The sequence below is a fragment of the Leisingera coralii genome (assembly GCF_049056525.1).
Lineage (GTDB): Bacteria > Pseudomonadota > Alphaproteobacteria > Rhodobacterales > Rhodobacteraceae > Leisingera > Leisingera coralii.
In genome coordinates, this window is the sequence record NZ_JBHUPT010000069.1 from 19,022 (window position 1) to 43,533 (window position 24,512).

At 64.5% G+C, this 24,512-nt stretch carries 20 protein-coding genes; 2 read left to right on the forward strand and 18 right to left on the reverse strand.

All coding sequences use genetic code 11. The features are described 5' to 3' along the window. Window positions 1-52 precede the first annotated feature (52 nt). From ACFMBG_RS19915 to ACFMBG_RS19980, 14 genes are all read right to left on the reverse strand, one after another. The gene (locus tag ACFMBG_RS19915; protein ID WP_421056421.1) at window positions 53-853 is read right to left on the reverse strand and encodes an XdhC family protein; all 801 of its coding nucleotides are present in this window, start codon (window positions 851-853) and stop codon (window positions 53-55) included. Beyond that, on the reverse strand, window positions 850-2,043 hold the full coding sequence (locus ACFMBG_RS19920; protein WP_421056422.1) for a vWA domain-containing protein: 1,194 nt from the start codon (window positions 2,041-2,043) through the stop codon (window positions 850-852). The genes ACFMBG_RS19915 and ACFMBG_RS19920 overlap by 4 nt, the downstream gene beginning before the upstream one ends. Beyond that, window positions 2,040-2,924 (reverse strand): AAA family ATPase, encoded by an 885-nt coding sequence (locus ACFMBG_RS19925; RefSeq protein WP_421056423.1) that lies wholly within the window; start codon window positions 2,922-2,924, stop codon window positions 2,040-2,042. The genes ACFMBG_RS19920 and ACFMBG_RS19925 overlap by 4 nt, the downstream gene beginning before the upstream one ends. Before the next feature lie 88 nt (window positions 2,925-3,012). Then, a complete protein-coding gene (locus tag ACFMBG_RS19930; RefSeq protein ID WP_421056424.1) occupies window positions 3,013-5,430 on the reverse strand; it encodes an aerobic carbon-monoxide dehydrogenase large subunit in 2,418 nt (805 codons plus the stop codon). Further along, on the reverse strand, window positions 5,427-5,921 hold the full coding sequence (locus ACFMBG_RS19935) for a (2Fe-2S)-binding protein (RefSeq protein ID WP_421056425.1): 495 nt from the start codon (window positions 5,919-5,921) through the stop codon (window positions 5,427-5,429). Before ACFMBG_RS19935 ends, ACFMBG_RS19930 begins: the two co-directional genes overlap by 4 nt. An 11-nt stretch (window positions 5,922-5,932) precedes the next feature. Then, window positions 5,933-6,787 (reverse strand): FAD binding domain-containing protein, encoded by an 855-nt coding sequence (locus ACFMBG_RS19940; protein ID WP_421056426.1) that lies wholly within the window; start codon window positions 6,785-6,787, stop codon window positions 5,933-5,935. A gap of 127 nt (window positions 6,788-6,914) precedes the next feature. Continuing rightward, window positions 6,915-8,039: an MHYT domain-containing protein gene (locus ACFMBG_RS19945; protein WP_421056427.1), complete on the reverse strand. Its 1,125-nt coding sequence runs from the start codon at window positions 8,037-8,039 to the stop codon at window positions 6,915-6,917. A 224-nt stretch (window positions 8,040-8,263) separates the two neighbouring features. After that, window positions 8,264-9,838 (reverse strand): methyl-accepting chemotaxis protein, encoded by a 1,575-nt coding sequence (locus ACFMBG_RS19950; RefSeq protein WP_421056428.1) that lies wholly within the window; start codon window positions 9,836-9,838, stop codon window positions 8,264-8,266. Further along, window positions 9,826-10,125: a hypothetical protein gene (locus tag ACFMBG_RS19955; RefSeq protein ID WP_421056429.1), complete on the reverse strand. Its 300-nt coding sequence runs from the start codon at window positions 10,123-10,125 to the stop codon at window positions 9,826-9,828. Before ACFMBG_RS19955 ends, ACFMBG_RS19950 begins: the two co-directional genes overlap by 13 nt. Window positions 10,126-10,366: 241 nt before the next feature. Further along, a complete protein-coding gene (locus ACFMBG_RS19960) occupies window positions 10,367-11,881 on the reverse strand; it encodes an AMP-binding protein (protein WP_421056430.1) in 1,515 nt (504 codons plus the stop codon). Continuing rightward, window positions 11,878-13,299 carry an acylating sulfoacetaldehyde dehydrogenase gene (gene sauS / locus ACFMBG_RS19965; RefSeq protein WP_421056431.1) on the reverse strand — a complete coding sequence of 474 codons (1,422 nt, stop codon included), beginning with the start codon at window positions 13,297-13,299 and terminating at the stop codon, window positions 11,878-11,880. The genes ACFMBG_RS19960 and sauS overlap by 4 nt, the downstream gene beginning before the upstream one ends. A 70-nt stretch (window positions 13,300-13,369) precedes the next feature. Further along, on the reverse strand, window positions 13,370-14,329 hold the full coding sequence (locus ACFMBG_RS19970; protein WP_421056432.1) for a Bug family tripartite tricarboxylate transporter substrate binding protein: 960 nt from the start codon (window positions 14,327-14,329) through the stop codon (window positions 13,370-13,372). 42 nt (window positions 14,330-14,371) lie between these two features. Next, window positions 14,372-14,827, reverse strand: coding sequence for a tripartite tricarboxylate transporter TctB family protein (locus ACFMBG_RS19975; protein WP_421056433.1), 456 nt, complete (start codon window positions 14,825-14,827; stop codon window positions 14,372-14,374). Beyond that, window positions 14,824-16,335, reverse strand: coding sequence for a tripartite tricarboxylate transporter permease (locus ACFMBG_RS19980; RefSeq protein ID WP_421056434.1), 1,512 nt, complete (start codon window positions 16,333-16,335; stop codon window positions 14,824-14,826). Before ACFMBG_RS19980 ends, ACFMBG_RS19975 begins: the two co-directional genes overlap by 4 nt. Before the next feature lie 113 nt (window positions 16,336-16,448). Between ACFMBG_RS19980 and ACFMBG_RS19985 the strand changes: the two genes are divergently transcribed. Beyond that, the gene (locus ACFMBG_RS19985; RefSeq protein ID WP_421056435.1) at window positions 16,449-17,471 is read left to right on the forward strand and encodes a LacI family DNA-binding transcriptional regulator; all 1,023 of its coding nucleotides are present in this window, start codon (window positions 16,449-16,451) and stop codon (window positions 17,469-17,471) included. A 470-nt stretch (window positions 17,472-17,941) separates the two neighbouring features. On the opposite strand, the gene ACFMBG_RS19990 is transcribed toward ACFMBG_RS19985, so the two are convergent. The 3 genes from ACFMBG_RS19990 to ACFMBG_RS20000 are packed head-to-tail and all read right to left on the reverse strand — an operon-like array spanning window position 17,942 to window position 22,323. Then, a complete protein-coding gene (locus ACFMBG_RS19990; RefSeq protein WP_421056436.1) occupies window positions 17,942-19,567 on the reverse strand; it encodes an ABC transporter substrate-binding protein in 1,626 nt (541 codons plus the stop codon). 24 nt (window positions 19,568-19,591) lie between these two features. Then, entirely contained in the window at window positions 19,592-21,037 is a 1,446-nt protein-coding gene (locus ACFMBG_RS19995) for an amidase (protein ID WP_421056437.1), read from the reverse strand. After that, window positions 21,034-22,323, reverse strand: a complete 1,290-nt coding sequence (locus tag ACFMBG_RS20000; protein ID WP_421056438.1) for an aminotransferase class III-fold pyridoxal phosphate-dependent enzyme — start codon at window positions 22,321-22,323, stop codon at window positions 21,034-21,036. Before ACFMBG_RS20000 ends, ACFMBG_RS19995 begins: the two co-directional genes overlap by 4 nt. A gap of 92 nt (window positions 22,324-22,415) precedes the next feature. Between ACFMBG_RS20000 and ACFMBG_RS20005 the strand changes: the two genes are divergently transcribed. Then, entirely contained in the window at window positions 22,416-23,339 is a 924-nt protein-coding gene (locus tag ACFMBG_RS20005) for a LysR substrate-binding domain-containing protein (RefSeq protein WP_421056439.1), read from the forward strand. 63 nt (window positions 23,340-23,402) lie between these two features. Here the strand turns inward: ACFMBG_RS20005 and qhpR are convergent, their stop codons facing one another. After that, the gene (gene qhpR, locus ACFMBG_RS20010) at window positions 23,403-24,458 is read right to left on the reverse strand and encodes an AraC-like transcriptional regulator QhpR (RefSeq protein ID WP_421056440.1); all 1,056 of its coding nucleotides are present in this window, start codon (window positions 24,456-24,458) and stop codon (window positions 23,403-23,405) included. Window positions 24,459-24,512: the final 54 nt, after the last annotated feature.

Here is a 24,512-nt window from a genome sequence, read left to right on the forward strand (position 1 = left end):
CCACAGGCGGGCCAGAAAGCCGGCAGATTTGATCGTCCCGGGGTCACGGATGTCAGCCATGGTTCTGGTCTCCGCGCTGCCGCCGGCGCCGCTCCTGAGTAAGCTGCGCCAGGATTGAGAGGGCAATTTCCTCAGGGGTTACAGCATCAATGGCCAGGCCCGCCGGCGCTTGAACGCGGGCGAGCAGAACCGGGTCCGCCCCCTCTCCTGACAGCTTTTCCGAAAGCGCCGAGAACTTGCGGCGGCTGCCGACAAAGGCAGTGAACTCAGCCCCGCCTTCCAAAGCCCGGCGCAGGCAAGCGGCGTCGTCCTGGCCCTGCGTGGCCACAACGATCATCCGGCGGGCGCCCGCCGGCACAGCGGCAGGCGCTGTCTTTGCATTGCCTGGCGTTACTGCCCATTGAAACTGTGCTGCCAATGCCTTCAGCGCCTCGGCCACGGGCGATGCGCCAAAGACCACCAGTTCGGGCCGCGGCAGCACCGGCTCAACAAAAATATCGAGCGAGCCCTTGGACGGGCAGCCGTTCCTGGCAAAGCGGATGCCGTGCTGATCGGTGCCCGGGGTGATGCCTTCAGCCTCAAGCACGTCCTGCGGCAGCAGCGAGATCAGCTGCGGACGGCCTTCTGCCACCGCTTGTTTCACGGCCCGGGCCAATGCCGCGCGCACGCAGCCGCCGCCCACCCAGCCGTGGGCAATCGCCCCATCTGCCAGCAGAACCGCCTTGGCCCCGGGCTTGGCAGCGGTCAGGCCCACGGTACGGATCACCGTCGCAATGGCAAATGGCGCGCCTTCGGCCCGGAGCTCCCGGGTCACGCAGGCAAGATCGCGGTCTGTCAGTTCTGCTGGGGTCATATCCGGGCAAGCTCCGTTTCCAGGGCGGCCAGGTCTTCCAGACGGTTCGCCGCACAAAACAGGTCAAGATGCGGCAAGGCAGCGGCCATGCCGCGGGCGATGGGCTCATATCCCTCCCAGCCCTTCATCGGGTTCAGCCAGATGATGCGGCAGCCGCGCTTGCGCAGGCGCGCCAGCGCGCGCGCCATATGCTCGGGCGGGTCGGTGTCATAGCCGTCCGAAAGGATCAGAACTGCCGTGCGGCCATCGACGAAGCGGCGGGCATATGTGCGGGAGAAATGGTCAAGCGCAGCGCTGATCCTTGAGCCGCCGCCAAAGCCTTCGGCCATAACCGACAGGCGCCCGAGCGCGCGCAAGGCGTCCTTGTCGCGCAAGGCGCCGGTGATGCGCACCAGCCGGGTATGGAACAGGTAGGCGTCGCTGGCCGGATCCGCGCGCATCAGCCCGGCAAGAAAGGCCAGAAAGACGCGGGAATAGACCGTCATGGAGCCAGAAACATCGCAGAGCGCTGCAATTTTGACGGGCCGGTCCAGACGTGTCTTGCGAAAGAGACGCAAAGGCTCGCCGCCGGTGGCCAGGCTGCGGCGGATCACCTTGCGGAAATGCAGGCGCCTGCCGCGATCCGCGGCCTTGCGGCGGCGGTCCCTGCGGTCGCGCAAGGCGGCGCCGAGACAGGCCGCGACCTTTTCAGCCGCGGCAATGTCTTCCTTCTGAACCAGCTCGCGCAGATCCTTTTTCATCAGGTTGCGGGCAGAGACAGCGGTCAGGAGGCCTTCGCCATCGCGCTCGGCCGCGCCTTCACCGCCGTCCGGCATCCCGCTTTCTCCGCCAGCGCTGCCAGTGTCCTCGCCTTCGGCCTGACGGGAGGAATGCGCATTGGACGGCCCGGGCGGCTGGCTTGGGTCCGGCTTGGGCATGATCCGGCTTTGTACCCGGCCGCCATTGCGCCAGAAGCTGTCGAAAAGCTGAGGAAACCGCGCGGCCTCCTCGGCGCTGGACGCGCACACGGATTTCAGCGCGCTGCATGCGGTATCCGGGTCTGATGCGTTCACAGTGTTCAAGGCTTCCAGCGCGAGGCTGGTTTCTGCCGCTCCCAGCCGCAGCCCGTTGGCGCGCAGATGGGCTATGAAGCCGGCCATACGCGCCGCGGGCCCGGCATCGCGGGCGGCAAAACGCGTGATCCGGCTCATGCGGCACGCCCGGCCAGGCGCTGCGCCACCTCGGTGGTGATATTCGCGCGGTCCGTCTGTGTTTTCAGCAGGGTGGCAAGGGCCGCCTGCAAAACGGCCGGATCGGAGCTGAGATCCGCAATACCCAGTCCCATCATGGCAGCCGCAAAATCGAGCGTTTCGGCAATGCCCGGGACCTTCTCAAGTTCCTCCTTGCGCAGGGCCTGCACAAAGCTGGTGATCTGGCGGGCCAGCTGGGCCTCGATTCCGGCGCAGCGGGCCTGAAGGATTGCCAGTTCGCTGGCCGGATCGGGGTAATCCACATGGGCATAGAGGCAGCGCCGCCGCAGCGCGTCGCTGAGATCGCGGGTGCCGTTGGCGGTCAGGATCACGATGGGCCGCGATATGGCCGCAATGGTGCCTAGCTCGGGGATGGAGATCTGGAAGTCAGAGAGAACTTCGAGCAGATAGGCCTCGAACTCCTCATCGGCGCGGTCTATCTCGTCGATCAGCAGAACCGGCGGCACGTCTTGCCGGATGGCTTGAAGCAGGGGACGTTCCAGAAGGAAGTCTTGGGAGAAGATGCGGCTCTCCACCGTCCGGCCGGTTTCCCCGCCTTCGGCGGCGGCGCGGATGGTCAGCAGCTGCCGCTGATAGTTCCACTCATATATCGCCTGGGCCGCATCCAGCCCTTCATAGCATTGCAGGCGGATCAGCCGGGTGTTCCGGACAGCGGCCAGAACCCGCGCGACCTCGGTTTTGCCGACGCCGGCTGCGCCTTCCAGCAGCAGCGGGCGCCCCAGCGACAGCGCAAGATGCACCGCCATCGCCAGATCCGCGCTGGCGAAATAGCCGTGCCAGGCCATTTCCTGTTGCAGCTCAGCATGTGTCAAAGCAGGCATCCGTTCTTCATCTGGCCAATAATTCCGGGGGGCGGAGGGGGAGCCCCCCTCCGCTGGACCGGACCGGCGCCAGCCGGCCCGGAACCCGTCAGCCGTGCAGGCCGAGCTCGTTTGCGGTCTTCCAGATCCGCCAATGGTCGTGCGGCATATGTGTGTGGCGCAGGCCAAAGGCGCGGAACGCGTCCTGCACCGCATTGGAGAAGCAGGGCACGCCGCCCACATGCGGGCTTTCGCCTACGCCCTTGGCGCCGATCGGGTGATGCGGCGAGGGCGTCACCGTGTGATCGGTCTCATAGTTCGGCGTCTCCCAGGCAGTCGGCAGGAAGAAGTCCATCAGCGTGCCCGTCTTGACATTGCCCAGATCGTCATAGGCAATCTCCTGCCCCAGGGCGACGGCCAGCGCTTCTGTCAGGCCGCCATGCACCTGGCCTTCGATGATCATCGGGTTGATGCGGGTGCCGCAGTCGTCCAGCGCATAGAAGCGGCGGATTTCCGGCACGCCGGTATCGACGTCGATGTCCATCACGCAAACATAGGCGCCGAAGGGGTAGGTCATGTTCGGCGGGTCGTAATAGCTTACCGCTTCCAGTCCCGGCTCCACCCCCGGGATCGCCTGGTTATAGGCGGCATAGGCGATGTCCTTCATGCTCTTGAACCGCTCCGGCGCGCCCTTAACCGCAAAGCGGTCGACATCGAATTCCACGTCGTCGTCGTGGACTTCCAGGAGGTAGGCCGCGATCATCTGCGCCTTGGCGCGGATCTTGCGGCCCGCCAGCGCCGTGGCGGCGCCGGCCACCGGGGTTGAGCGCGACCCGTAGGTGCCAAGCCCATAGGGCGCTGTGTCGGTGTCACCTTCCTCGATCGTGATGCTGTCGGCGGGGATGCCGGTTTCGCTGGCCAGGATCTGGGCAAAGGTGGTGGCGTGCCCCTGGCCCTGGCTGATGGTGCCGAGACGCGCAATTGCCGAGCCTGTCGGGTGGATGCGGATCTCGCAGCTGTCGAACATGCCCATGCCAAGGATATCGCAGTTCTTGACCGGTCCGGCGCCGACGATCTCGGTAAAGAAGCTGAGGCCGATGCCCATCAGCTTGCGGGTCTCGCCGCGCTTGAAGGCCTCGACGCGTTCCGCCTGTTCCTGGCGCAGGGCGTCATACTCCACCGTCTTCAGCGCCTTGTCCCAGGCGGTGTGGTAGTCGCCCGAGTCATATTCCCAGCCCAAAGCGGCCTGATAGGGGAACTGCTCCTTCTTGATGAAGTTGATCCGGCGCAGCTCGGCGGCGTCCATGTTCAGCTCCATGGCCAGCACCTCGATCATCCGTTCGATGAAATAGACCGCCTCGGTCACCCGGAACGAGCAGCGGTAGCTGACCCCGCCCGGCGCCTTGTTGGTGTAAACGCCATCGACGCCCAGATAAGCGACTGGAATATCATATGAGCCGGTGCAGATGTTCATGAAGCCGGCCGGGTATTTGGTCGGGTCGGCGCAGGCGTCGAACGCGCCGTGATCTGCGGTCACATGGCAGTGGAGCCCGGTGATCTTGCCTTCCCTGGTGGCCGAGATCTTGCCGGTCATCCAGTAGTCGCGGGCAAAGGCGGTGGACATCAGGTTCTCCATCCGGTCCTCGATCCACTTGACCGGTTTGCCGGTGACGATTGAAGCGACGATGGAGCAGACGTAGCCGGGGTAGACCCCCACCTTGTTGCCGAAGCCGCCGCCGATATCGGGGGAGATCACCCGGATATTGTGCTCTTCGATCCCCGACAGCAGCGAGGCCACGGTGCGCACCACATGCGGCGCCTGGAAGGTGCCCCAAAGGGTCAGCTTGCCGTTCACCTTGTCCATCGACGCCACCGACCCGCAGGTCTCCAGCGGGCAGGGGTGGGTGCGGTGGTAGTACATGGTTTCCTCGGCCACGACTTCGGCATTGTCCAGGACCTGGTTGGTGGCGGTCTCATCGCCCGCTTCCCACAGGAAGATATGGTTGTGGTGCTTGCGGGGGCCGTGGGCGCCATCAGCGCCGGGCTCAAGATCCTCGCGCAGGACCACATCGGACCGCAGCGCCTCAAACGGATCGACGATGACTGGGAGCTCTTCATATTCCACCTCGACCAGCTCTACCGCGTCGGCGGCCACGTAGCGGTCGCGGGCCACGACAAAGGCGACCTCCTGGCCCTGGAACAGCACCTTGCCGTCGGCCAGCACCATCTGCTTGTCGCCTGCGAGAGTGGGCATCCAGTGCAGGTTCAGGGGCGCCAGATCCCCGGCGGTCAGCACCGCCACCACACCGTCCAGCGCCATTGCCGCGCTGGTGTCGATGGATTTGACCCGCGCATGGGCAAAGGGCGAGCGCACGAAATCACCGTGCAGCATGCCGGGCAGTTTCACGTCGTCGACGTAATTGCCCTTGCCCTGGGTAAAGCGGACGTCCTCCACCCGCTTGCGGGAGCAGCCCATGCCTTTGAGGTTTGCGGAACGGTCTTTGCGGTCGGGAGTCATGTCGTTCATTCCGCGGCCTCCTTGCTCGCATTCATTTCGGTGGCAGCCGCCTGGATCGACTTCACGATGTTCTGGTAGCCGGTGCAGCGGCAGATATTGCCGGCCATTCCGAAACGGATTTCCTCTTCGGTAGGGTTCGGGTTCTCCTCCAGGAGCTTTGTGGCCCGGGTGATCATGCCCGGGGTGCAAAAACCGCATTGCAGCCCGTGATGCTCGCGGAAGGCTTCCTGCAGAACGTGCAGCGCATCGGGCTGGCCGATGCCTTCGATGGTGGTGATCTCGGCGCCATTGGCCTGGGCCACGAACATGGTGCAGGACTTTACCGATTTGCCATCCACCATGACTGTGCAGGCGCCGCAGTGGGAGGTGTCGCAGCCCACATGCGGTCCGGTCAGGTCCAGATGCTCGCGCAGCGCATAGATTAGCAGTTCGCGCGGTTCGGCCAGGAACTCCCGGTTCTTTCCGTTCACCTTCAGCTTGATATGCATCTTGCCGCTCATGTCTGCCTCCCTTACGCGCGGTGCCAGGCGCGCTGGATCGCGCGGGTCAGGATGATGCCGGCCACGTGCCGCTTGAATGCCACCGGGCCCCGGTTGTCCTCGACCGGGTCGATGTCGTCGAGAACCGCCCGGACGGCGGCGCTGACGGCGGCGTCATCGGCAGCCGTGCCGGTCAGCGCTTCGCCGGCCGTTTCCGAGAACACCGGCACGTCGCTGAGGTTGGTCATCGCGATGGAGGCTGCAGTGCAGGTATCTCCGTCTTTCTGCAGGATCACGGCTGCGGCGGCAGTGGCATAGTCGCCAATCTTGCGCTTCTGCTTCTCATAGGCGTAACCGCCTGAAGGGACCGCAAAGCTGATCGCAGTCAGGACCTCTTCATCCTCGCGGCCGGTCATATAGGCAGCTTCATAGAAATCGCGTGCGGCCACGGTGCGCTCGCCATCCGGGCCGACAAGGGTGAACTCCGCATCCAGGCACTGCATCAGCCCCGGCATGTCATTGCCCGGATCGCCATTGGCAACATTGCCGCCGACGGTGCCCATGTAGCGGACCTGCGGGTCGGCAATCACCAGGGCCGCTTCGCGAAGGATCGGAGCGGCAGCGGCAAGCCCCTGATGCTGAATCAGCTCGTGCTGAGTGACCATCGCGCCCAGGGTGATGCGGTCATCTGCAACGGTAATGCCCTTCAGCCCTGCCACACCCTGCAGATCAATCAGGTGCGGTATCTCGGCCATGCGCAGCTTCATCATGGGGATCAGGCTGTGTCCGCCCGCCATCACCCGCGCATCATCCCCATGCTCTTCCAAAAGGGCGATCACACCGGAAATATCGCCTGGCCTGTGATACTCGAACGCCGCTGGTATCATCGCTTGTCCTCCCTCAGATGCGTGAAGAAGAGACTGTCTGCAGCGGCGGTCTAAGGCGCGGGAATTTCAACGGTTTTCGCGGGTTTCTGCACGAAATGCGAATAGGCGCGCACGAAATGCGCGGGGTTCAGACGCCCAAAGCCGCCCGAACGACCTTAAGCCGTGAGCGCGACACCGGTACCTTGGCCAGACCCGGGATATCGAAATGGCAGACACCGTTGTCCTTCAGCCGCTCGAAGCCGCTGACATGCGCCGGGTTGATCAGGTAAGAGCGGTGGCTCTTGATGAAATCCGTTTGCGCCAAGCGCCGCTCAGCCTCGGTGATCGACCAGCTGCAGAAATGCTGGCCGGCAGCGGTGTAGAGGTGGGTGTAATGCCCTTCGGCCCGGATTGCCGCCACCGCGTCGGCGGAAAAGAACTGAGTGCGGCCTTCCTGCTCATACGGGATCTGCCGCGAAACCGGTGCGGGTTCCGCTTCCGGCTCTGCACCGGCAGCAGGCGGCGGCGCGCTGTCCAGGGCGGGCTGGGCAATCGGGGAAGAGGGCTTCAGAAAGGTGACGCCAGTGAGCAGAAACGCTCCGCAAAGGGCAAAACTGGTCAGCACCACCCCGATGGCCAATGTCTCTTTGCCGATCAGCGGCCCGACCTGGCTGGCCGCCTCCAGCGGGGTGAAGCTGGTGCCGGCGATGGCGATGAAATGCACGGTAAAGACCGCCAGGCCAAAGCCGGCGGTGCCCAGCAGGATGTTGCGGTGACTGCGCTCGCCATAGGCAATTGAAAACGCTGCGGTGTTGAGCACGCAGGAGGCGGAAACAGCCAGAGCAATGCCGCCGGGAGTATACAGAGCGCGGCACAACTCCAGCCCGGCCATTCCGATGTAGTGCATCGCCAGCACCCCCAGCCCCACCGTGGTTCCGGCAAGGGCCACGGTCATCCGGGTGCGCTGCCAGAAATGCAGGATCAATAGGGCGGTACCGACCACCAGGATAGCCACCAGCGCCGAGGCCAGGGTGACAGCCGAGTCATAGTAGAACTGGATCGGCAGCTGCAGGCCGAGCATTGCCACGAAGTGCATAGACCAGATGCCGCCGCCAAGCGCCACCGCTGACAGCGCAATCGCGAGCTTCCGCTGCGCGAAGGAACGCGCCGACAATCCCTTGGTCAGCGATAACCCCGTGAAACCCGCAACCAGGGCAACAAAAAAAGAAGCCGCCACCAGCCCTTGGTTATGCGTGTAATCTAGGACCTGCATGACAGGAATCCTTAGCGGCTCCGGGTGCAGCCTGCAACAAAGGTGTCGAACTGCCCGGTGCAAAACCGGTTTGAGACCGGGTCCAGCGCCTGAAAGTCCGGATCCGCTTTACCTATTGCGCATGTTCACGACAAATCGAAGTGCGGCTGAAACCGAGATGCCATTAAGGCTGTGCCGGAGCCCCTCAGTTCCTTCCGTTTGTGCAGGGACCGGCCACCTTCGCCTCAAGCAGCCGCTGAGGTTGAAGCTTGCGCGGAAGGGCCGGTTGTAAAACGCGCCATCAGCTCTGTCAGTTTCTGAGAGTCTGAATGCAGCATGTGCCCGGCTGCGGTTGCTTCCTCGACCATGGCAGCATTCTGCTGCGTTACTTGGTCCAGCTGGCTCACCCCGGTATTGATTTCACTCAAGCCCGTTGCTTGCTCGACAGCGCCCTCGGCGATGTTCGACACAAGCCCGCTGATATGGTTTACCTGCTCGACGATCTTCTCGATCGCCTCCCCGGCTTTGCCCACCAGTTCGACGCCCTGGCCGACATGGCCGGAGCTTTCGCCGATCAGGCCCTTGATCTCGGTTGCGGCATCGGCGGACCGTTGCGCCAGCGCCCGAACCTCCGAGGCAACCACGGCAAATCCCTTGCCCGCCTCGCCGGCGCGGGCGGCTTCAACGCCGGCGTTCAGCGCCAAGAGGTTAGTCTGGAAGGCAATATCATCGATAACGCTGATGATCCGCGCGATTTGCGACGAAGAGTCCTCTATGGCGCTCATCGCCGAGACCGCTTCCTTGACGATCTCGCCGCTGTTAACAGCCTCCAACCGGGCCTCGTCCATGGTTCTTTCCACGCTTTTTGCCCCTTCCGCCGCCGATTTTACCGATACAGTCAGCTCCTCCAGCGCAGCAGCTGTCTGCTCCAGAGTGGCTGCCTGGCCTTCGGTCCGGTTGGAGAGATCATCCGAAGCCCGGCTGATTTCGGTGGCACCGTTGTTGATGCTGCTTGTGGCATCCAGAACCTGGCTGATGGTTTCATTCATCGTGTCCACCGTGGAGTTGAAGTTCTCCCGCAACTGCCGGTACTCCGGCGGAAAGCTCTCGTGAATCCGGCAGTCGAGCCGCCCTTCGGCCAGCTCGCGAAGGTGTTCCCCTGCAACCTCAACCACGCGCTCAGCATCTTTTTTGTTTTGCGTCGCCTTGGCTTCTGCCCGCTCAGCAGCTTCTGCCTGGTCGCGCGCCGCCTGCTGCTGCAGTTTCAGCTCCGCATCGGCTGCCAAGCTCTTGCGGAGGCTGATCAGTAAGACGCCCGATTCCAAGAGGACAACGGCAGCATGCAATACCGTGCGCTGCAGGTTCTCCGTCAGGCCGCCGCTCGGGTAAACCAGAGCAGGCAGCAGCACACTGAAGGAAGTGTGGTGCAAGGCCACCAATACGGTTGCGAAGATCAGCGCGCGCGGATTGGCCAGGGTCGAAACGATCGCAAGAGCGGCAAAGAACATCATATGCGCGTCGAGCTGCCAAGCGTGGCCGCTAAGCGAGGCAGTGAACAGAATGCAATGGGCGATAAAACAGAAACTCAGCAGGTAGTCGCGCGTCGATTCCGTCAGCCTCTGGGACACGAATGCCAAAGCGCCAAGAGCCAAACTCAGGATTGCGAACATCCACCAGCCGGCAGAGCCGTTCAAGAAATATGCGGCAAGGGCTGGGATCGGCATCAAAAGCCAGCTGGAGTTCTGCTGGATGCGCCGCTCTGTTGCCACGGTTTCAGCGGAGCGGCTGTTTTGCGGCCCGGACGCCTTCATTTTGCGCATAGTTCCAAAATCTTTCTTCCATTTACAACCAGCCAGGCACCCTGGCTGTAGAGCCGGTCAACGCTGCGTGGAGACTCCAGCAGCACCAGGGCACCCATCGGGGCGCGTTCTGGCGTAACTTCCTGCACTTCGGAGCTTGCGGCGATTTCGGCAGCGCTCTTTCCCCAAGGAGGCGCAATTACCAATGCCACCTCTCCTGCCAGCGGACGGCCCTCAGCAACCAGCATGAGCGCTGGCGAGCAAAGCACGATGGCTGCCGCAGCAAGTATCAGAAACACGTTCTGCATGACTTTTCCTTTGCAGCAGGTCCTAGCCGAGATTCATTTTGAAATTCTTAAGCGATCAGAAGCCCGCAGCGCTGGCTGGCCAGTCATTGAAATAGCTGCCCGAAGTCTTGCGCCGTTGGTTCAATGGCAAAATGAACCGCGCCGGGCGGTCTGCGGCCTAAATTTACCGGTCCGGCGCCGGATGGCCTTTGAGGACCGGGAACGGTTCGCCCAGCCGGGAAGCTGCGGCGGATTAAGTCTGCTAGCTGCGCGTGCGTGCCGAGCGCTCCCTGATCTCAGCGGGGATCTTGTTGCGCTGGATTTTCCCGGAAGGGCCTTTGGGAAGCTCGGCCAGAATGTGCACCTCGTCAGGGGATTTGAATTTCCCGAGCTGGGACCGGCAGATCTCGATCAGCTCCAGCGGGGTCAGGCTGGAGCCGTCGCGGATCTTCACCGCGGCTTCGACCGTCTCGCCGTAGCTGTTGCAGGGGCGCCCGAAGGCGGCGGCCTCGATCACGTCCGGGTGGGAATAGAGCGCCTCGTCGATCTCGCGCGGGGCGATGTTTTCGCCGCCCTTGATGATCAGCTCCTTCAGGCGGCCAGTGACGAAGACATAGCCGTCGCCGTCGATCCGCCCCAGATCGCCGGTGCGCAGCCAGCCGTCGGGGGTGAAGGTTGCGGCTGTGGCTTCCGGGTTGTTCAGGTACTCCAGCATCACGTTGGGGCCGCGCACCGCCAGCTCGCCTTCGCTGCCATTGGTGACGGGCTGAAGGTTTGCATCCAGGATCGTCACCTCGTTGCCAAAGGCGATGCCGGGGGAGCCGATCTTGCGGATGCCCGGGGGCAGGGGGTTCGACAGGATCTGGGCTGCCGTCTCTGTCAGGCCCATGGTTTCGATCACCGGCATGCCGAAGCGGTCCTCGAACGCGCGCTGCACGTCGGGGGCCAGCGCCGAGGATGCCGACCGGCCGAAGCGCAGCCGCGCCTTGGTACTGTCCACGGGGTCCAGGTCCGAATGCAGCAGGTGCGAGATGATGGTCGGGACCACCGAGAACCAGGTCGCCTTTGACCAGCCGGCATGGGCCCAGAAACGGCTGGCGGAGAACCGCGCGCACATCGCGAGCGAACCGCCGGAGATCAGCGCGCCCATCACTGTTACGCAGAGCCCGTTGATGTGGTAGATCGGCAGCACGCAGAGACCGCGGTCCTGCGGTGTCAGCTCATGCGCCACGGCGGTGGTCCAGCCGCCCGCCAGCAGGCTGGCGTGCGTATGCACCACCCCCTTGGGCTGGCCGGTGGTGCCGGAGGTGTACATCAGCAAAGCGTGGTCACCGGCAGAGAGCGGGTGCAGCTCTGCCGGTGACCCGCCGGCTGCCGCCGCCTGGTCCAAAGGGGAAATTGAAGACAGGCTGGCAGTCTGCTCGAACAGGTCCGACTGACTCGGGTGCACAAAGGCAAAGCGGGCGCCGCTGTGCTGCAGGGCGTAGGAAACGGCGCTGCTGCCCGCAACAAGGTTGATCATCGTGGCGCGGAAGCCGCCGTAAAGCACGCCGAACAGGCATTCAAGCGCTTCGCGCCCGTTGGGGTGCAGGATGGCGATGCTCTCGCCCTTGGAGACACCCCGGGCGGTCAGATAGCGGGCAATGGCTTCTGCCGTCTCGCGCAGCTCCGCCCAGGACAGATCGGGGTCGCCATCGGGAAAGACAAAGCCGGTGCCGCCCTCAGCAGCACGTTTGTCCAGCCAATCGCGGATGGTTCCCTTGGGCGGTTCCATCATTGGCCCGCCTCCGCCCAGTAGCTGGCAAAGATGTCCTTGAGCGCGGGCTCGCGGGAAGGGATTTCGCGCACGATCTTGGTGGTCTGCACGAAGTGGCGCCAGTTGAGGTTGGTGTCGATGGAGTTGCCGCCCCAGCTGCCGCAGCCCATCGACAGGGAGAATGGCATCCCGTTGGTGAAGGCGCCGCCGGTGGCGAAGGTATGCGCCTGGTTGACGATCACACGGCAGGTGGACAGTTCGCGGCCCATCTCAATGGCGCGTTCGTCCTTGGCGGTGTGAATGCCTATCGAGTGGCCTGCGCCCTGATGGTTCAGGATGCGGGATGCAATAGCTTTGGCATCTGCAAAGTCCGCCGCGCGGTAGACGGCCAGAATGCGGCTCAGCTTCTCGCCGGACAGCGGGTGGTTCGGGCCGATGCCCTTGGTCTCCACCGCCAGGAATTTGGTGTCTGAGGGGACTTTGCCGGCCATGCCCAATGCGGCCAGCATCTTGCCGGCGTCCTGGGCGATGACCTCGCGGTTCAGATGGCCGCCCGGCCAGAGTCTGGCGATGATGCCGCCGGCCTCGGCCTCGGGCACCAGCGCACCGCCTTCCCGGGCGAGCGCTGCAATGAAAAGGTCATAGATGGCATCCACCACCACGACGGAGTTTTCCGAGGAACAGGAGGTGGCGTTGTCGAAACACTTGGAGGCGGTGATCTTGGCCGCGGCATCGGCCAGATCCGCGGTTTCATCCACAATCACGGTCACATTGCCGGCGCCGACAGCCACGGCAGGCGTGCCGCAGGACTGGGCGCGGTGGACGTTGTTCTGGCTGCCGGTGCAGATCACCCGGTCGGCGGCTTCCATCAGCGCCTGGGTCTTGGCCTTGGAACCGGGGGCCGGGATCATCTGCACCAGATCAGGATTGAGTCCCAGCTTGGCAAACTCGGCGTGGATATAGCTGAGCAGCAGCTCGCAGGAGGCGACGCCCTTGGGGGAGGGGGCCACGACGATGGCATTGCCGCCCTTCAGCGCGTTGATGATGTTGTTGGCAGGCGTCGCCGCCGGATTGGTCGAGGGGACAACGGCGCCGATCACGCCGATGGGGCGCATGATTTCGGTGATGCCGGTTTCAGGGTCGTCGCTGATGATGCCGTGGGTCCGGACACCCGCAATGTCGCGCAGCAGGCCCAGCGTCTTGCGGTGGTTCTTGGTGATCTTGTCCGGCACGTTGCCAAGGCCGGTGGTTGCCACCGCCAGCTCCGCCAGGGCGCGGTTGCGGGCGGGTTCCATGATGGCCCAGCCGGCCGCCAGGGCGGCCTTGTCATACAGTGCCTGGCTTCCCTTGGCCTCGAAGTCCTGTTGGGCGGTGCGGGCGCGCACCACGATCTGTTCCACCTCGGCGGCGCCGGAGGCGAGTGCGTCCTGAGCGTTCATGTCTTACCTCGATTTCTAGGCCGGGGCGCGCGCTGCGGCTGCGCGCGCCCCGAAGGCGTTCCGGCTGGGATCAGAGACCGGCCAGGAGCTCTTTCAGTGTCTGTTCGCGGGCGGCCCACATCTCCTTGACCTCGTCACGGGTCATGATGTGCATCGGGGATCCGCCAGCCTGCATCTTCTTGGCGACCCGGTCATTGGCGAACATTGCAGGCACGGTTGCGGCGAGCTTGTCGATCACCTCCTGCGGGGTGTCCTTGGGCACCATGATGCCGCGGAAGTTGACCGAGGAGTTGTCAACCTCCAGCCCTTGCTCCTGCATGGTGGGTACATCGGGCAGGAAGTCGGAGCGCTGCAGGTCGGCAACCCCCAGGATCTTGACGTTGCCGGCCTCCTGCGCACGGTAGGCGTCCGAGAGGTTGTTGATGCCACCCATCACCTCACCGGCGATCACCGCCTTCATCGCGGCCGCGCCGCCGCCCTTGGTTGGGATGTAGGCCATCTTCACGTCCGCCGCCCTTTCGATCTGCAGCGCGGCGATGTGGTGGCCGACAAACAGGCCGGCGCCGGAAAAGGTCAGTTTGCCCGGGTTCTCCTGGGCGTAGGCGACCACATCGGCCATCGAGTTGAACGGGCTGTCAGCTCCCACGACAAACACTGCCGGATCGGCGCCCCAGTTGGCGATCGGTTCGAAACTGTCCGCGGAATACTGCACGCCGCCCTTGATCGACTGGGCGATGAAATGGGGCACGTTGTAGGCCGCGAGCGTGTAGCCGTCGGCATCGGCCTGGGTGGCAAACCAGTTCCAGCCGACACGGCCGCCGGCACCGGGCTTGTTGATGATGGCGATGGGCATTCCCAGCGCATCCTCGTTGCCCGCGGTCATGGTGACGATCCGGGCCTGAAAATCGGTCGCCCCGCCGGCCCCGTAGGAGACCATCATCATGATCGGGCGTTCCGGATATTCCTCGGCCATGGCAGCGCCTGCCAGGCCCATCAGCGCGATGGCGGCGCCTGCAATCAGTGTCTTCATTTTCTTCTCCTCCCTTTTTGGTTTCGGACCGTGCGCAAACGGTCAGAACAGAATTTCCCGCGGCGTGTAGACGCTCAGCAGATTGGCAAAGAGGCCGTACATCACCGCCACGAACACTGCGGTGATCAGCGCGCGCCGGATCCAGGTCTTGCCTTCGGAATGCGGCGCCGGGTCGTAGAGCGACAGCAGAATGAAAAAGGCGATGGCGGTGGCGGTGTAGAACCCCAGCGCCTTGGCGGCCCAGAAGACATAGACCAGCATCACCGCCAGACCCGGAACCATGTTGAGGAACATCGTCCGGGACACGCCGGAGCCGACCTTGCTGAGGCCCAGGACGGCTTTGCCGAAGGTCCAGCCTGCCAGCACCACGAACACAGATGCGATCAGGCGCGGGAACAGGAAGGCCTCGGCAGGCTGTTGGGTGTAGCTGACCCAGGCGACCCAGATGCCGACGGCAAAGACTAGGCCGGACCCGAGGATGTGCTGAGACCGGTTCATGCCTGCGCCTCCTCTTTGGTGGTGTAGCGGCTGCTGCGCAGCTCCATCCAGGCCGAATAGGCGATGGAGGCCAGCACCACGGCGATCAGGAAGATGTTGAGGCCGCCGGTCAGGAAGTAGGCGGACTTGCCGACGGTCGCGTCGGCGATCATGCCGCCCTGGATGAAGTTCGACTCCGCGATCGGGCCCAGGATCAGGCCCAGCACCAGCGGCGCGGCGGAGAAGCCGAAACGCTCCAGGAAATACATGCCGATGCCGAGGCAGGCCATCACGTAGACGTCGCCCATCGAGCTTTGCACCGAGTAGGCGCCGAAGACGGAGAGGGCGAGCACGATGGCGGCCATCACCGATTGCGGCACCTGGGCGACGCGGGCGGCGAGGCCTGCGACATAGAGGCCGAAGAGGCACATCAGGACCTGGCCCACCAGCATCGAGTTGATGAAGGTCCAGGCCACATCCGGGTGATTGTCGAACAGGTCGGAACCCGGAAAGATGCCGTGGATCAGCAGGCCGCCCAGCAGCACCGCGGCGGTGGGGCTGCCGGGGATCGACAGCGTGAGCAGCGGCACCAGCGACGGGCCGACCATGGCGTTGTTGGCGGATTCCGCGGCGATCACGCCTTCGCTGTGGCCCTTGCCGAATTTCTCCTTCTCGGAGGAGAACTTCTTGGTCTGGTCATAGGCCACCAGCCCGGCAATCTGGCCGCCGACGCCGGGGATCAGCCCGATGATGGAGCCGGTGATGGTGCCGATGCCAAGGGCGCGCGGGCGGCGCAGCAGTTCGCGGGTGGCGTCAAGCACGGAATGCTTCTGCACCTCGATCACCTCGGCGCCGTCCGCGCGGCGGCCCTTGGCGAACATGGTGAGCACCTGCGGGATGGCAAAGAGGCCAATGAGCGCCGCGATGATGTTGATGCCGCCGCCAAGCGACGGGTGGAAGATGAAACGCTGAGCGCCCATGATGTCGTCGAACCCGATGGTGGCGAGCCACAAGCCGATGCAGCCGGAGAGCAGCCCCTTGACCACGGAGGCCGAGTCCAGCGAGCCGATAACTGTCACGCCCAGGATCGCCAGCCAGAACAGATGCGAGGGGCCGAAGGCCAGCGCCCACTGGGCCAGCAGCGGGGTCAGGAAGATCAGCAGCAGCACGCCGAAGATGCCGCCGACGGCGGAGGCCAGGAACGACAGCTGCAGCGCCTTGGCGCCCTGGCCCTGCTTGGCCATCTTGTGACCGTCCAGCGTGGTGGCGATGTTTGCGGGCGCACCGGGAATCTTCAGAAGGATCGCGCTGACTGCGCCGCCGGCCACGGTGGAGGTATAGGCGGCGCCCAGCAGGATCAGGCCCTGAACGGCCTCCAGATGGAAGGTGAAGGGGATCAGCAGCGCCACCGCCATTGTCGGCGAAAGCCCCGGGGTCGCCCCCAGGATCAGCCCGCCGATGGTGCCGCCCAGAAGCAGCAGGAATGACAGCGGTGAGAACACGTCTCCGAAGTAATAAATGAACTCCATTCGGGGCCTCCCAACCAGGCTGATCGCGCTTTTGCTTTTGTTGACAAAACAGGTTAGGCCATGAAAATAGTATTGCAAACGTTTTCATAAATCTTGCCTCAGGAGGGCGGATTATGGCGCCGAAACAAAGGGGTAACGTGGATATCGTTGCGGTGGCGAAGGCTGCAAAAGTGTCGCCCTCCACGGTGTCGCGCACGTTCAACCATCCCGATCTGGTGAGCCCGGCGACTCGCAAGAAGATCACCCGTGCGGTGCAGAAACTGGGCTATGTCCGAAACCGTGCGGCGCAGATGATGCATGGCAAGCGGTCGGGCACCATCGGGCTGGTGGTGCCGACGATCAACCACGCGATTTTTGCCGAGGTGATCCAGGCGTTTTCGGATGCGATCGACCGGGCCGGCTTTACCCTGCTCTTGGCCTCGCACGGCTATGATCTGGACCGTGAGTACGAGATGGTGCGCAAGCTGATGGAGCACCGGGTGGACGGGGTGGCGCTGATCGGGCTGGAGCATTCCGAGGCCACCTCGCGGCTGATTGCGCAGCAGGAAACACCTGCGATGGCGATCTGGAATTATGCAGAGGAGTCCGAGCTGCCCTGCGTCGGCGCTGACAACCGGCTGGCCGGGCGGATGGCGGCGGAGCACCTGGTGGAACTGGGGCACCGGGACATCGGCCTGATCTTTCCCGACACGCGGGGCAACGACCGGGCGCGGCACCGGCTGGAGGCGGTTCTGGAAACACTTGAGGCCGCTGGCGTTGCGGTGCCGGACGGTCGCAAATCCGAAGCGCCATACAGCGTTTCGCAGGCCAAGCAGGCGGCCCTGGACCTGCTGTCGGCGCCGGCGCGCCCAAGCGCACTGCTGTGCGGCAATGACGTGATTGCCCAGGGCGCGCTTTATGCTGCGCAGCGCTGCGGGCTGCAGGTGCCGGAGCAGTTGTCGGTCATCGGTATCGGCGACTTCAAGGGCTCCGCCGAAATCGAGCCGGGGCTGACAACGGTCCGCATCCCGGCCGGCACGATCGGAACGCTCGCCGGTGAGCAGTTCACTGCCTTCATAACCTCTGATGCGCCGGATCCGTTCAGGATCTGCTGTGAACCGGAGCCTATCTTTCGGGGCACGACTGCGGCGCTGTGACCGGAAAAGCCCAGGTTGGACAGGGCATATGTGCAGCAGAAGTATCGCCGAATTGGTGAATACCTGCTGTGCAAGCCCGTGTGCCGCTGAATCCATTTGGCGATACCATCGGCGCAAGCACCGTGGAGCGGCAACACGTTCTTTGCCGGATAGACGCCCATAATGCTGATTTCAGCCATGGTTGCTCTTTATTCGAAGTGACACTGTGCAGAACATCACCTTGGCACACTGTGATGCCGTTAGGCGGGGGTATCCACGCCATCACTGGCAATCAAACCGGACCCGTCAGATCAGGCTCCCCAACGGCACCCAGACTGCACCCGCCCCTGGTTAAAGGAGCGGGCTAGTGATTTACCGTCAGGCCGCCTCATTAGGGTCCGGGCCATGCGGGGCTTCTCGCCAAGTCCGGGAAGCAAGCCGTCGCGGACGCACTGTTTGGCGAACTCGAGCGCAAAGGCTAGGCGGCTTTGTCAGCCCGCCAGATGTATGTCGTGCAGGTCCAGCTGATAGAACGGGTGCATGTCAACATTGGCAAATTTCCCGCTCGAATGGTTATAGACCGAGCGCCAGTAGGGCTGGATCACCACCCCTTCGTCCTGCAGCAGCTTCTGCATCTTGGCCATGATTTCGCGGCGCTTGTCCGCATCGGCGATGGCCAGCCCCTGCTCCAGCAACGCATCGAACTCGGCATTGGCAAAACCGCTCTCGTTCCAGGGCGCGCCGGATTTATAAGCCAGCGACATGATCTGGATGCCCAGCGGCCGCGGGCCCCATTCGGTGGCCGAGAACGGGTATTTGGTCCAGTCGTTCCAGAAGGTTGCGCCGGGCAAGATCTTGCGCGCGACGTTCAGCCCCGCGTCCCGCATCTGCGCCGCCACCGCGTCGCAGGTGTTCTTCTGCCAATCTGTGTCCAGCGAGATCAACTCGAACTCGGTCTCGCCATGGCCCGCAGCGGCGACCATCTCGAGCCCTTTCTCCGGGTTCACTTCCAGCGGCGGCAGCTCGGCGTATTCGGGATGCACCGGGCAGACGTGGTGGTTTTCCCCTACCAGCCCCAGCCCGCCGATGCCCAGCTCCAGCAGCAGCGCATTCTCGACGCACAGCTGGATGCCACGGCGTACATCGCGGCTGTCATAGGGCGCGCCGCCCTGGTTGAACCGCACTGCCAGAGTGCTGGCCGTCACCACATTGGTCGGCGTCCAGCCGATGCCGGTGAACACATCGACGTAATCGCCATCGGTGCGGTAGGTCAGGTCGATCTCGTCACCCTCGGCCGCGGCCAGAACCGCCGTCTGGTCGGTGCCCAGATCGATGAACTCGATCCGCTCCAGCCAGCCGCCCTCGCGCCAGTAGCCGTGATCGGGGTTGCGCACCAGCACGCCCTTTTCTCCAACGCTGTAGCTTTCGGGCAGATAGGCGCCGGTGCCGACCGGGTTCTCCAGCAGATCGCCGCCGTCATAGCTGCGGTGCACCACAGCTGCCGGGTAATCCGACAGGCCTGCAACCAGGCTGATGTCCGATTTCGACAGGTTCAGGATCACGGTGTGATCGCCGGCCACTTCCACCGCACCCTCGCGCAGCTTCTTGGTTTCCGGGTCCTGCAGCGCCGACACACGCGCCGCCATCGAATTGCCCTCGACCGTGCCATCGGCCCAGCGGGTCAGGTTGTGCAGCACATCTTCGGCGGTGAAATCATCGCCATTGTTCCACTTGACACCTTTGCGCAGGTTCAGCCGGTACTGATCGGCGGTCTCATTCGCTTCCCAGCTTTCCAGCAGGCTTCCGGTCACGGTGCCGTCCCGGTTGAAGTTCGACAGGTAATCCAGCCAGCCGCGGCAGAAATTGGCCATCTCGGTCCAGTCCCACAGCCGCGGATCCTTCAGCGCCTTGGTCTCCATGTTGACGCGCAGCGTGCCGCCCTGCTGCGCCGCCGCCCGGGCTGGCGCGGGCGCGGCCAGGCCGATGGCCGAATAGGCCGCCGCGGCCGACAGGCCCAGCATCGTCGCGCGGCTCAAAAACTCGCGCTTGGTCATCAGCCCGGCGCGGTACTCGCGCGCATATAGCGCTGCCGCCGGATGGGTGGAATCGTTTGCCATTGTCCGTCTCCCTGGTTTGGCCCGTCAGAGCATATGATTTTGGACACTTGTGTCCATTGGTTTCGGTCCGCCGCTGGTGAACCATGCGCCGCGGGCGCGTTCAAACGCCAGCCCGGCGCGGAAAACCGTCGCCTCGTCGAACGGGCGGCCGGTTATCTGCACTCCCATCGGCACGCCGCTGGCCGATTGCGCGACCGGCACCGACAGCACCGGATGGGTCCCCAGCATGTTGAACGGCACGGTCAGTGCCCAGCCCAGCATGCTGTCCATCTCCCGGCCATTGATCTGCAGGCTGTCACTGGCGGGGTCGAAATTCGCAGGCACCGCCGGAATCGCCGTTGCCGGGCACAAAGGCAGATCATATCCCGCCATCGCCTTCCCGAGTGCCCGCCCGGCCTCGCCTGCGGTGGTCAGCGCCGCCAGGTAATCGCGCGGCCGGACCGCCAGCCCGGCGCGGGCGAAATCGCTGGCATAGGGCGTCATCCGCTCCCAGCCGGCATCATTTTCGGGTGCGATGGAGGTGCCGAAGATCAGCCGAAGATGGGTCAGCGCCGCCTGCAGAACATCGTTGCCCCAGGGCAGGCTGATCTCCGTGACCTTGGCGCCCAGGTCGCGGAACAGCTGCGCCGCGGTCTCCAGCGCTGCCAGCATCTCAGGCTCGACTTCAAAGAACCCCAGATCACGCGAGACCGCCACCCGCAGCCCCTTGATCCTGGAAGGACCTGGCCGGATTTCCTGATAGGGCAGGGTGCAGGGGTCCTCCGGGTGCGGGCCGCTCAGCAGGTTCTGAAACAGCAGCGCATCACCAACGCTGCGCGCCATTGGGCCAGTGTGGCAATAGGGGTCCAGGTTGAACGGCGCATCCACCGGGTTGCGCCCGCGCGGCGGCTTGTAGCCCACTACCCCGCAGCAGGCGGCGGGAATGTGGATCGAGCCGCCGATGTCAGAGCCTGTCGCCAGAGTCGCCGAACCTGCCGCCAGCGCCGCCCCCGCCCCGCCGGAGGAGCCGCCCGGCGTCATTGCGGTGTTCCAGGGGTTGCGGGTCACGCCCCAGCGGCGCGACCAGGTGACTGCGGCGCAGGAATATTCCGGCGTGGCGCTGCGGGCATGCACAATGGCCCCCGCTTCCAGCACCCGCTGGTTGATGGGCGAGGTCGCGGGCTGCGGCGCCTCGCTGGCCAGCAGCGACCCGGCAGAGGTCGGCTGCCCGGCGATATGGCCGGAATCCTTGACCGCAACGCAGATCCCCTCCAGCGGCCGTGGCGTCGGCCCCCTGCCCATATACCGCGCCTCGGCCTCACCCGCGGCCTCCCGCGCGGCCTCGAAAAAGCGGTATGTCAGGGCGTTGACCGCCGGCTCCGTCGCCTCGGCCCGGGCAATCACCGCCTCGGTCAGCTCCACCGGCGACAGCGCCTTTTTCCGGAAGGCCGCCAGCGCCTCCGCCGCCCCAAGATAGGCCAGACCGCTCATGCGGGGGCCGTGACGGACTGGACCGCCGCCTGCATCACCGCCATGATCTCGCCGATCTCCTCACCGGTGCAGATATAGGGCGGTGCAATCGCCAGAACCGGCCCGATGATGCGGAAGAACACGCCCCGCCGCTCGGCCTCCTGCCCCGCGGCGCGGGCGAGACCTTCGGTGTCCATCTCCACCGCCGCCAGCATCCCCTGGCAGCGCACATCCCGAACGCTGGGCGCGCCGCGCAGCCGCTCCAGCCCCGCCGCAATCCGCGCGCCCAGCCGCTGTGTATGCGCGGGAAGGTCCATTTCCTCATAGATATCAAGGCATTCCAGCGCTACGGCCGCGCCCGCCGGATGTCCGCCATAGGTCACGCCATGGCCAAAGGTGCCGTATTCATGGCCCAGCGACCGGATCGTCTCATAGACCTCACCGGTCATCGCCACCGCTGACATCGGAAAGACCGAGGCGGTCAGCTGCTTGGCCAGCGTCATCATGTCGGGGCGGATGCCATAGGTCTCGCAGCCAAACCATTCGCCGGTGCGCCCGAAACCGCAGATGATCTCATCGGCGATCAGCAGGATATCGTGGCGCGCCAGAACCTCCTGTATTTCGCTCCAATATCCCTCCGGCGGCAGGATAACCCCGCCGGCGCCCATCGCAGGCTCGCCGATAAAGGCGCCGATGGTGCCCGGGTCAGCCGCGCGGATCAGCGCATCCAGCTCCCTTGCCCGGCGCCTGGAGAAGGCAATCTCGCTCTCGCCTGGCTCCGCGTCCTGCAAATAATGCGGCCGCCCGGTGCGCAGCACCGCGTCCAGCGGCAGGTCGAACCCGTCATGACAATAAGCCAGCCCTGTCAGCGCCGCGCTCATCTGGCCCGAGCCGTGATAGGCGCCCTCGCGGGCGATGATGCGCTTCTTGTCCGTCCGGCCCTTGGCGTTCCAGTAAAAGCGCGCGAATTTCGCCGCCGTTTCCACCGCCTCGGAGCCGGAGGTGCCAAAGAACACCCGCGCCATGCCCGGCAGCCGCGCCACCAGCCGCGCCGCCAGCTCATCCGCAACCGCAGGTGTGCGCCCCATGAAGGAATGGTAATAGGCAAGCTGGGACATTTGCCGCGTCAACGCCTGCGTCAGCCGCTCCGGCGTGAACCCCAGCGACGAACACCACAGCGCGGACACCGCATCGATACAGGATTTGCCATCCGCATCGGTCACCCGGATCCCCTCGCCGCGGACAAAGCGGCTGGGCGGATCGGTTTCAGCCAGAGCCGGATCGGTGAATGGGAAAAGCTGTGCCATGCGAACCTCCTGCAACCGGGTTGCCAGCACCTTGATGCAGGCGGTTTATTCAGTCAAATTACAATAATTCCGCTTTTACAGGAGATTTTCTCATGTCTGGCCGTGGCTTGCCCAACCTGAATGCCCTCCGCGTCCTGGCCGCCGTCGCGCGCGAGGGCGGGTTCTCCAAGGCCGCCGATACTCTGGGTGTCACCCAGTCGGCGGTCAGCAAGCAAATCGCTGCGCTGGAGGCGGAATTGCAGCAGCCGCTGTTTCTGCGATCGCACCGCAAGGCGGAGATCACCGCCTATGGCCGCCATGTCGCCGATCTGGCGGCAGAGGCCTTTGGCCGCATCGAAACCGGGCTGCAGCAGGCCAAGGCGCCGCTGCCGGAGCAGATCCGCTTCTGGGGCGATGCCGATTTCACCGAGCTGTGGCTGTTTCCGCGCCTGCGCCGGTTCGAGGCGCTGCACCCCGATATCCGTATCTCGATCTCGGTTCAGGTCGGCATGAACCGCCCGCCCGGCGCCGAGTTTGACTGCGCGGTGGTCTGGGGGCGCGGCGACTGGACCGGCTGCAGGTTCGAGCCCTTGCTGACCAACACCGTATTCCCGGTTGCCGCGCCGCAGTATTTCCGCGCCCTCGACCGCGCGCCGCAGCTCTCGGACATCCCCGAGCCGCATCTGATCCACGATCAGAGCCGGTCCTGGTGGCGCGCCTTCCGCGATGCGCTTGGCGACCGCAGCCTGAACCCCGACGCCGGGCGGATCTACAACCGCTCCATACTGTGTCTGGCGGCGGCGGCGCGAGGCGACGGAGTAACCATCGGAGACGAAGTCACCACCCGAGGTCATATTGAGGATAAGACGCTGGTCTGCCCCTTCGATATCAGGCTGCCGTCGCCGGACTCCTATTTCTTTCTTCAGCCGGAAAACGGTCTCAGGACCGATGCGCTGTTGCGGTTCAGGGAATGGCTTCACGCTGAGGCGGCCGAGCACACCCGCTTTTTCCGAAGTTTTTGGCGCCACCGGAAATAGAACCCGAGATCAGGTGCCTGCCCCGCTTGGCACCGGCTGTCCGCAAATGGCAATGCTTGGGTGTCAGTTCGCGGTGGAGGCTGCGCTGCCGGCAGCGGTCCCGGATCCGTCTGCGCAGGACTGCTTGCGGAACTGGCTGGGGGTTGCGCCCTCGCGCTGGCGGAAGGCGCGTTCGAAAGCGGAAACTTCGGAATAGCCCAGCCGCTCCGAGATGTCGTGCAGCTGCGCGCCGGGGGCCAACAGCATGCGCTTGGCGATCTCCATCCGGCAGCCCGCCAGCAGGCGGGAGAACTTCTGCCCCTCATCCTCCAGCCGCCGCCGCAGGGTGCGGCGCGACATGCCCAGGGCGGCGGCGATGGCGGTCTGCTCAAAGCTCTCGCGGCCGATCCGCATCAGCAGCTCGCGGCGCACCCGCACGGTCACCGGCGCTTCGCGTTCGCTTTGCCGGGCGGTGCGGACAATCGACTGCGAGGCGGTCTTGAAGGCGGGGTTTTCGCGGTCCGCCAGCGGCAGATCGAGCAGGCCCGCGGAAAACACCAGCGTGTTCGAGGGCGCAGCATACTGCACCGGGCAGCGCGGCCCGGCAGCGCTGCGGCTGTGCAGGGCGCTTGATTCGTGCTCCAGCGACAACAGCTCGGGCCGCCAGTCCGGGCCGGTGGCGGAGCGGATCAGGCTGTGGAACACCGACAGCGTCAGCTCCGCATCCTGCTGCCGCGGCCAGATGCGGGTGTCGAGGATCCGGTAGGTCAGCCGCGCCTTGTCCCCATCGACCGTCAGCCGCAGCTCCGAGTCGCTTTGCACCATCGGAAAGGCATTGCGGAATAGCGCCAGCGCCGCCCCCAGCGTTGGCGCCTGCAGGATGTATTCCCCAAGCGTGCCAAGGTTTTGCAGGTCGAAGACCGAGCCGACCCGCCAGCCGAAATCGGGGAGGTTCAGCTGGTCCGAGGCGTGTTCGCAGAAGTCCACGAATTTCTTCAGGCCAATCTCGCCCTCCAGGTCCTGCGGGCTGATCCCGGCGTTGCGGGAAATCGAGGCGGCATCGCCGTTCATGAACTCGACGGCCCGCAGCGGGTCGTTCAAAGTGGAGGCGGAAATCCGGGGCTGGTAGGTGTGTGGCATCGCGCAGTTCCTCAGGATTGCGCCAGAATACCGCAAAATTCCCTCATTCGAGAA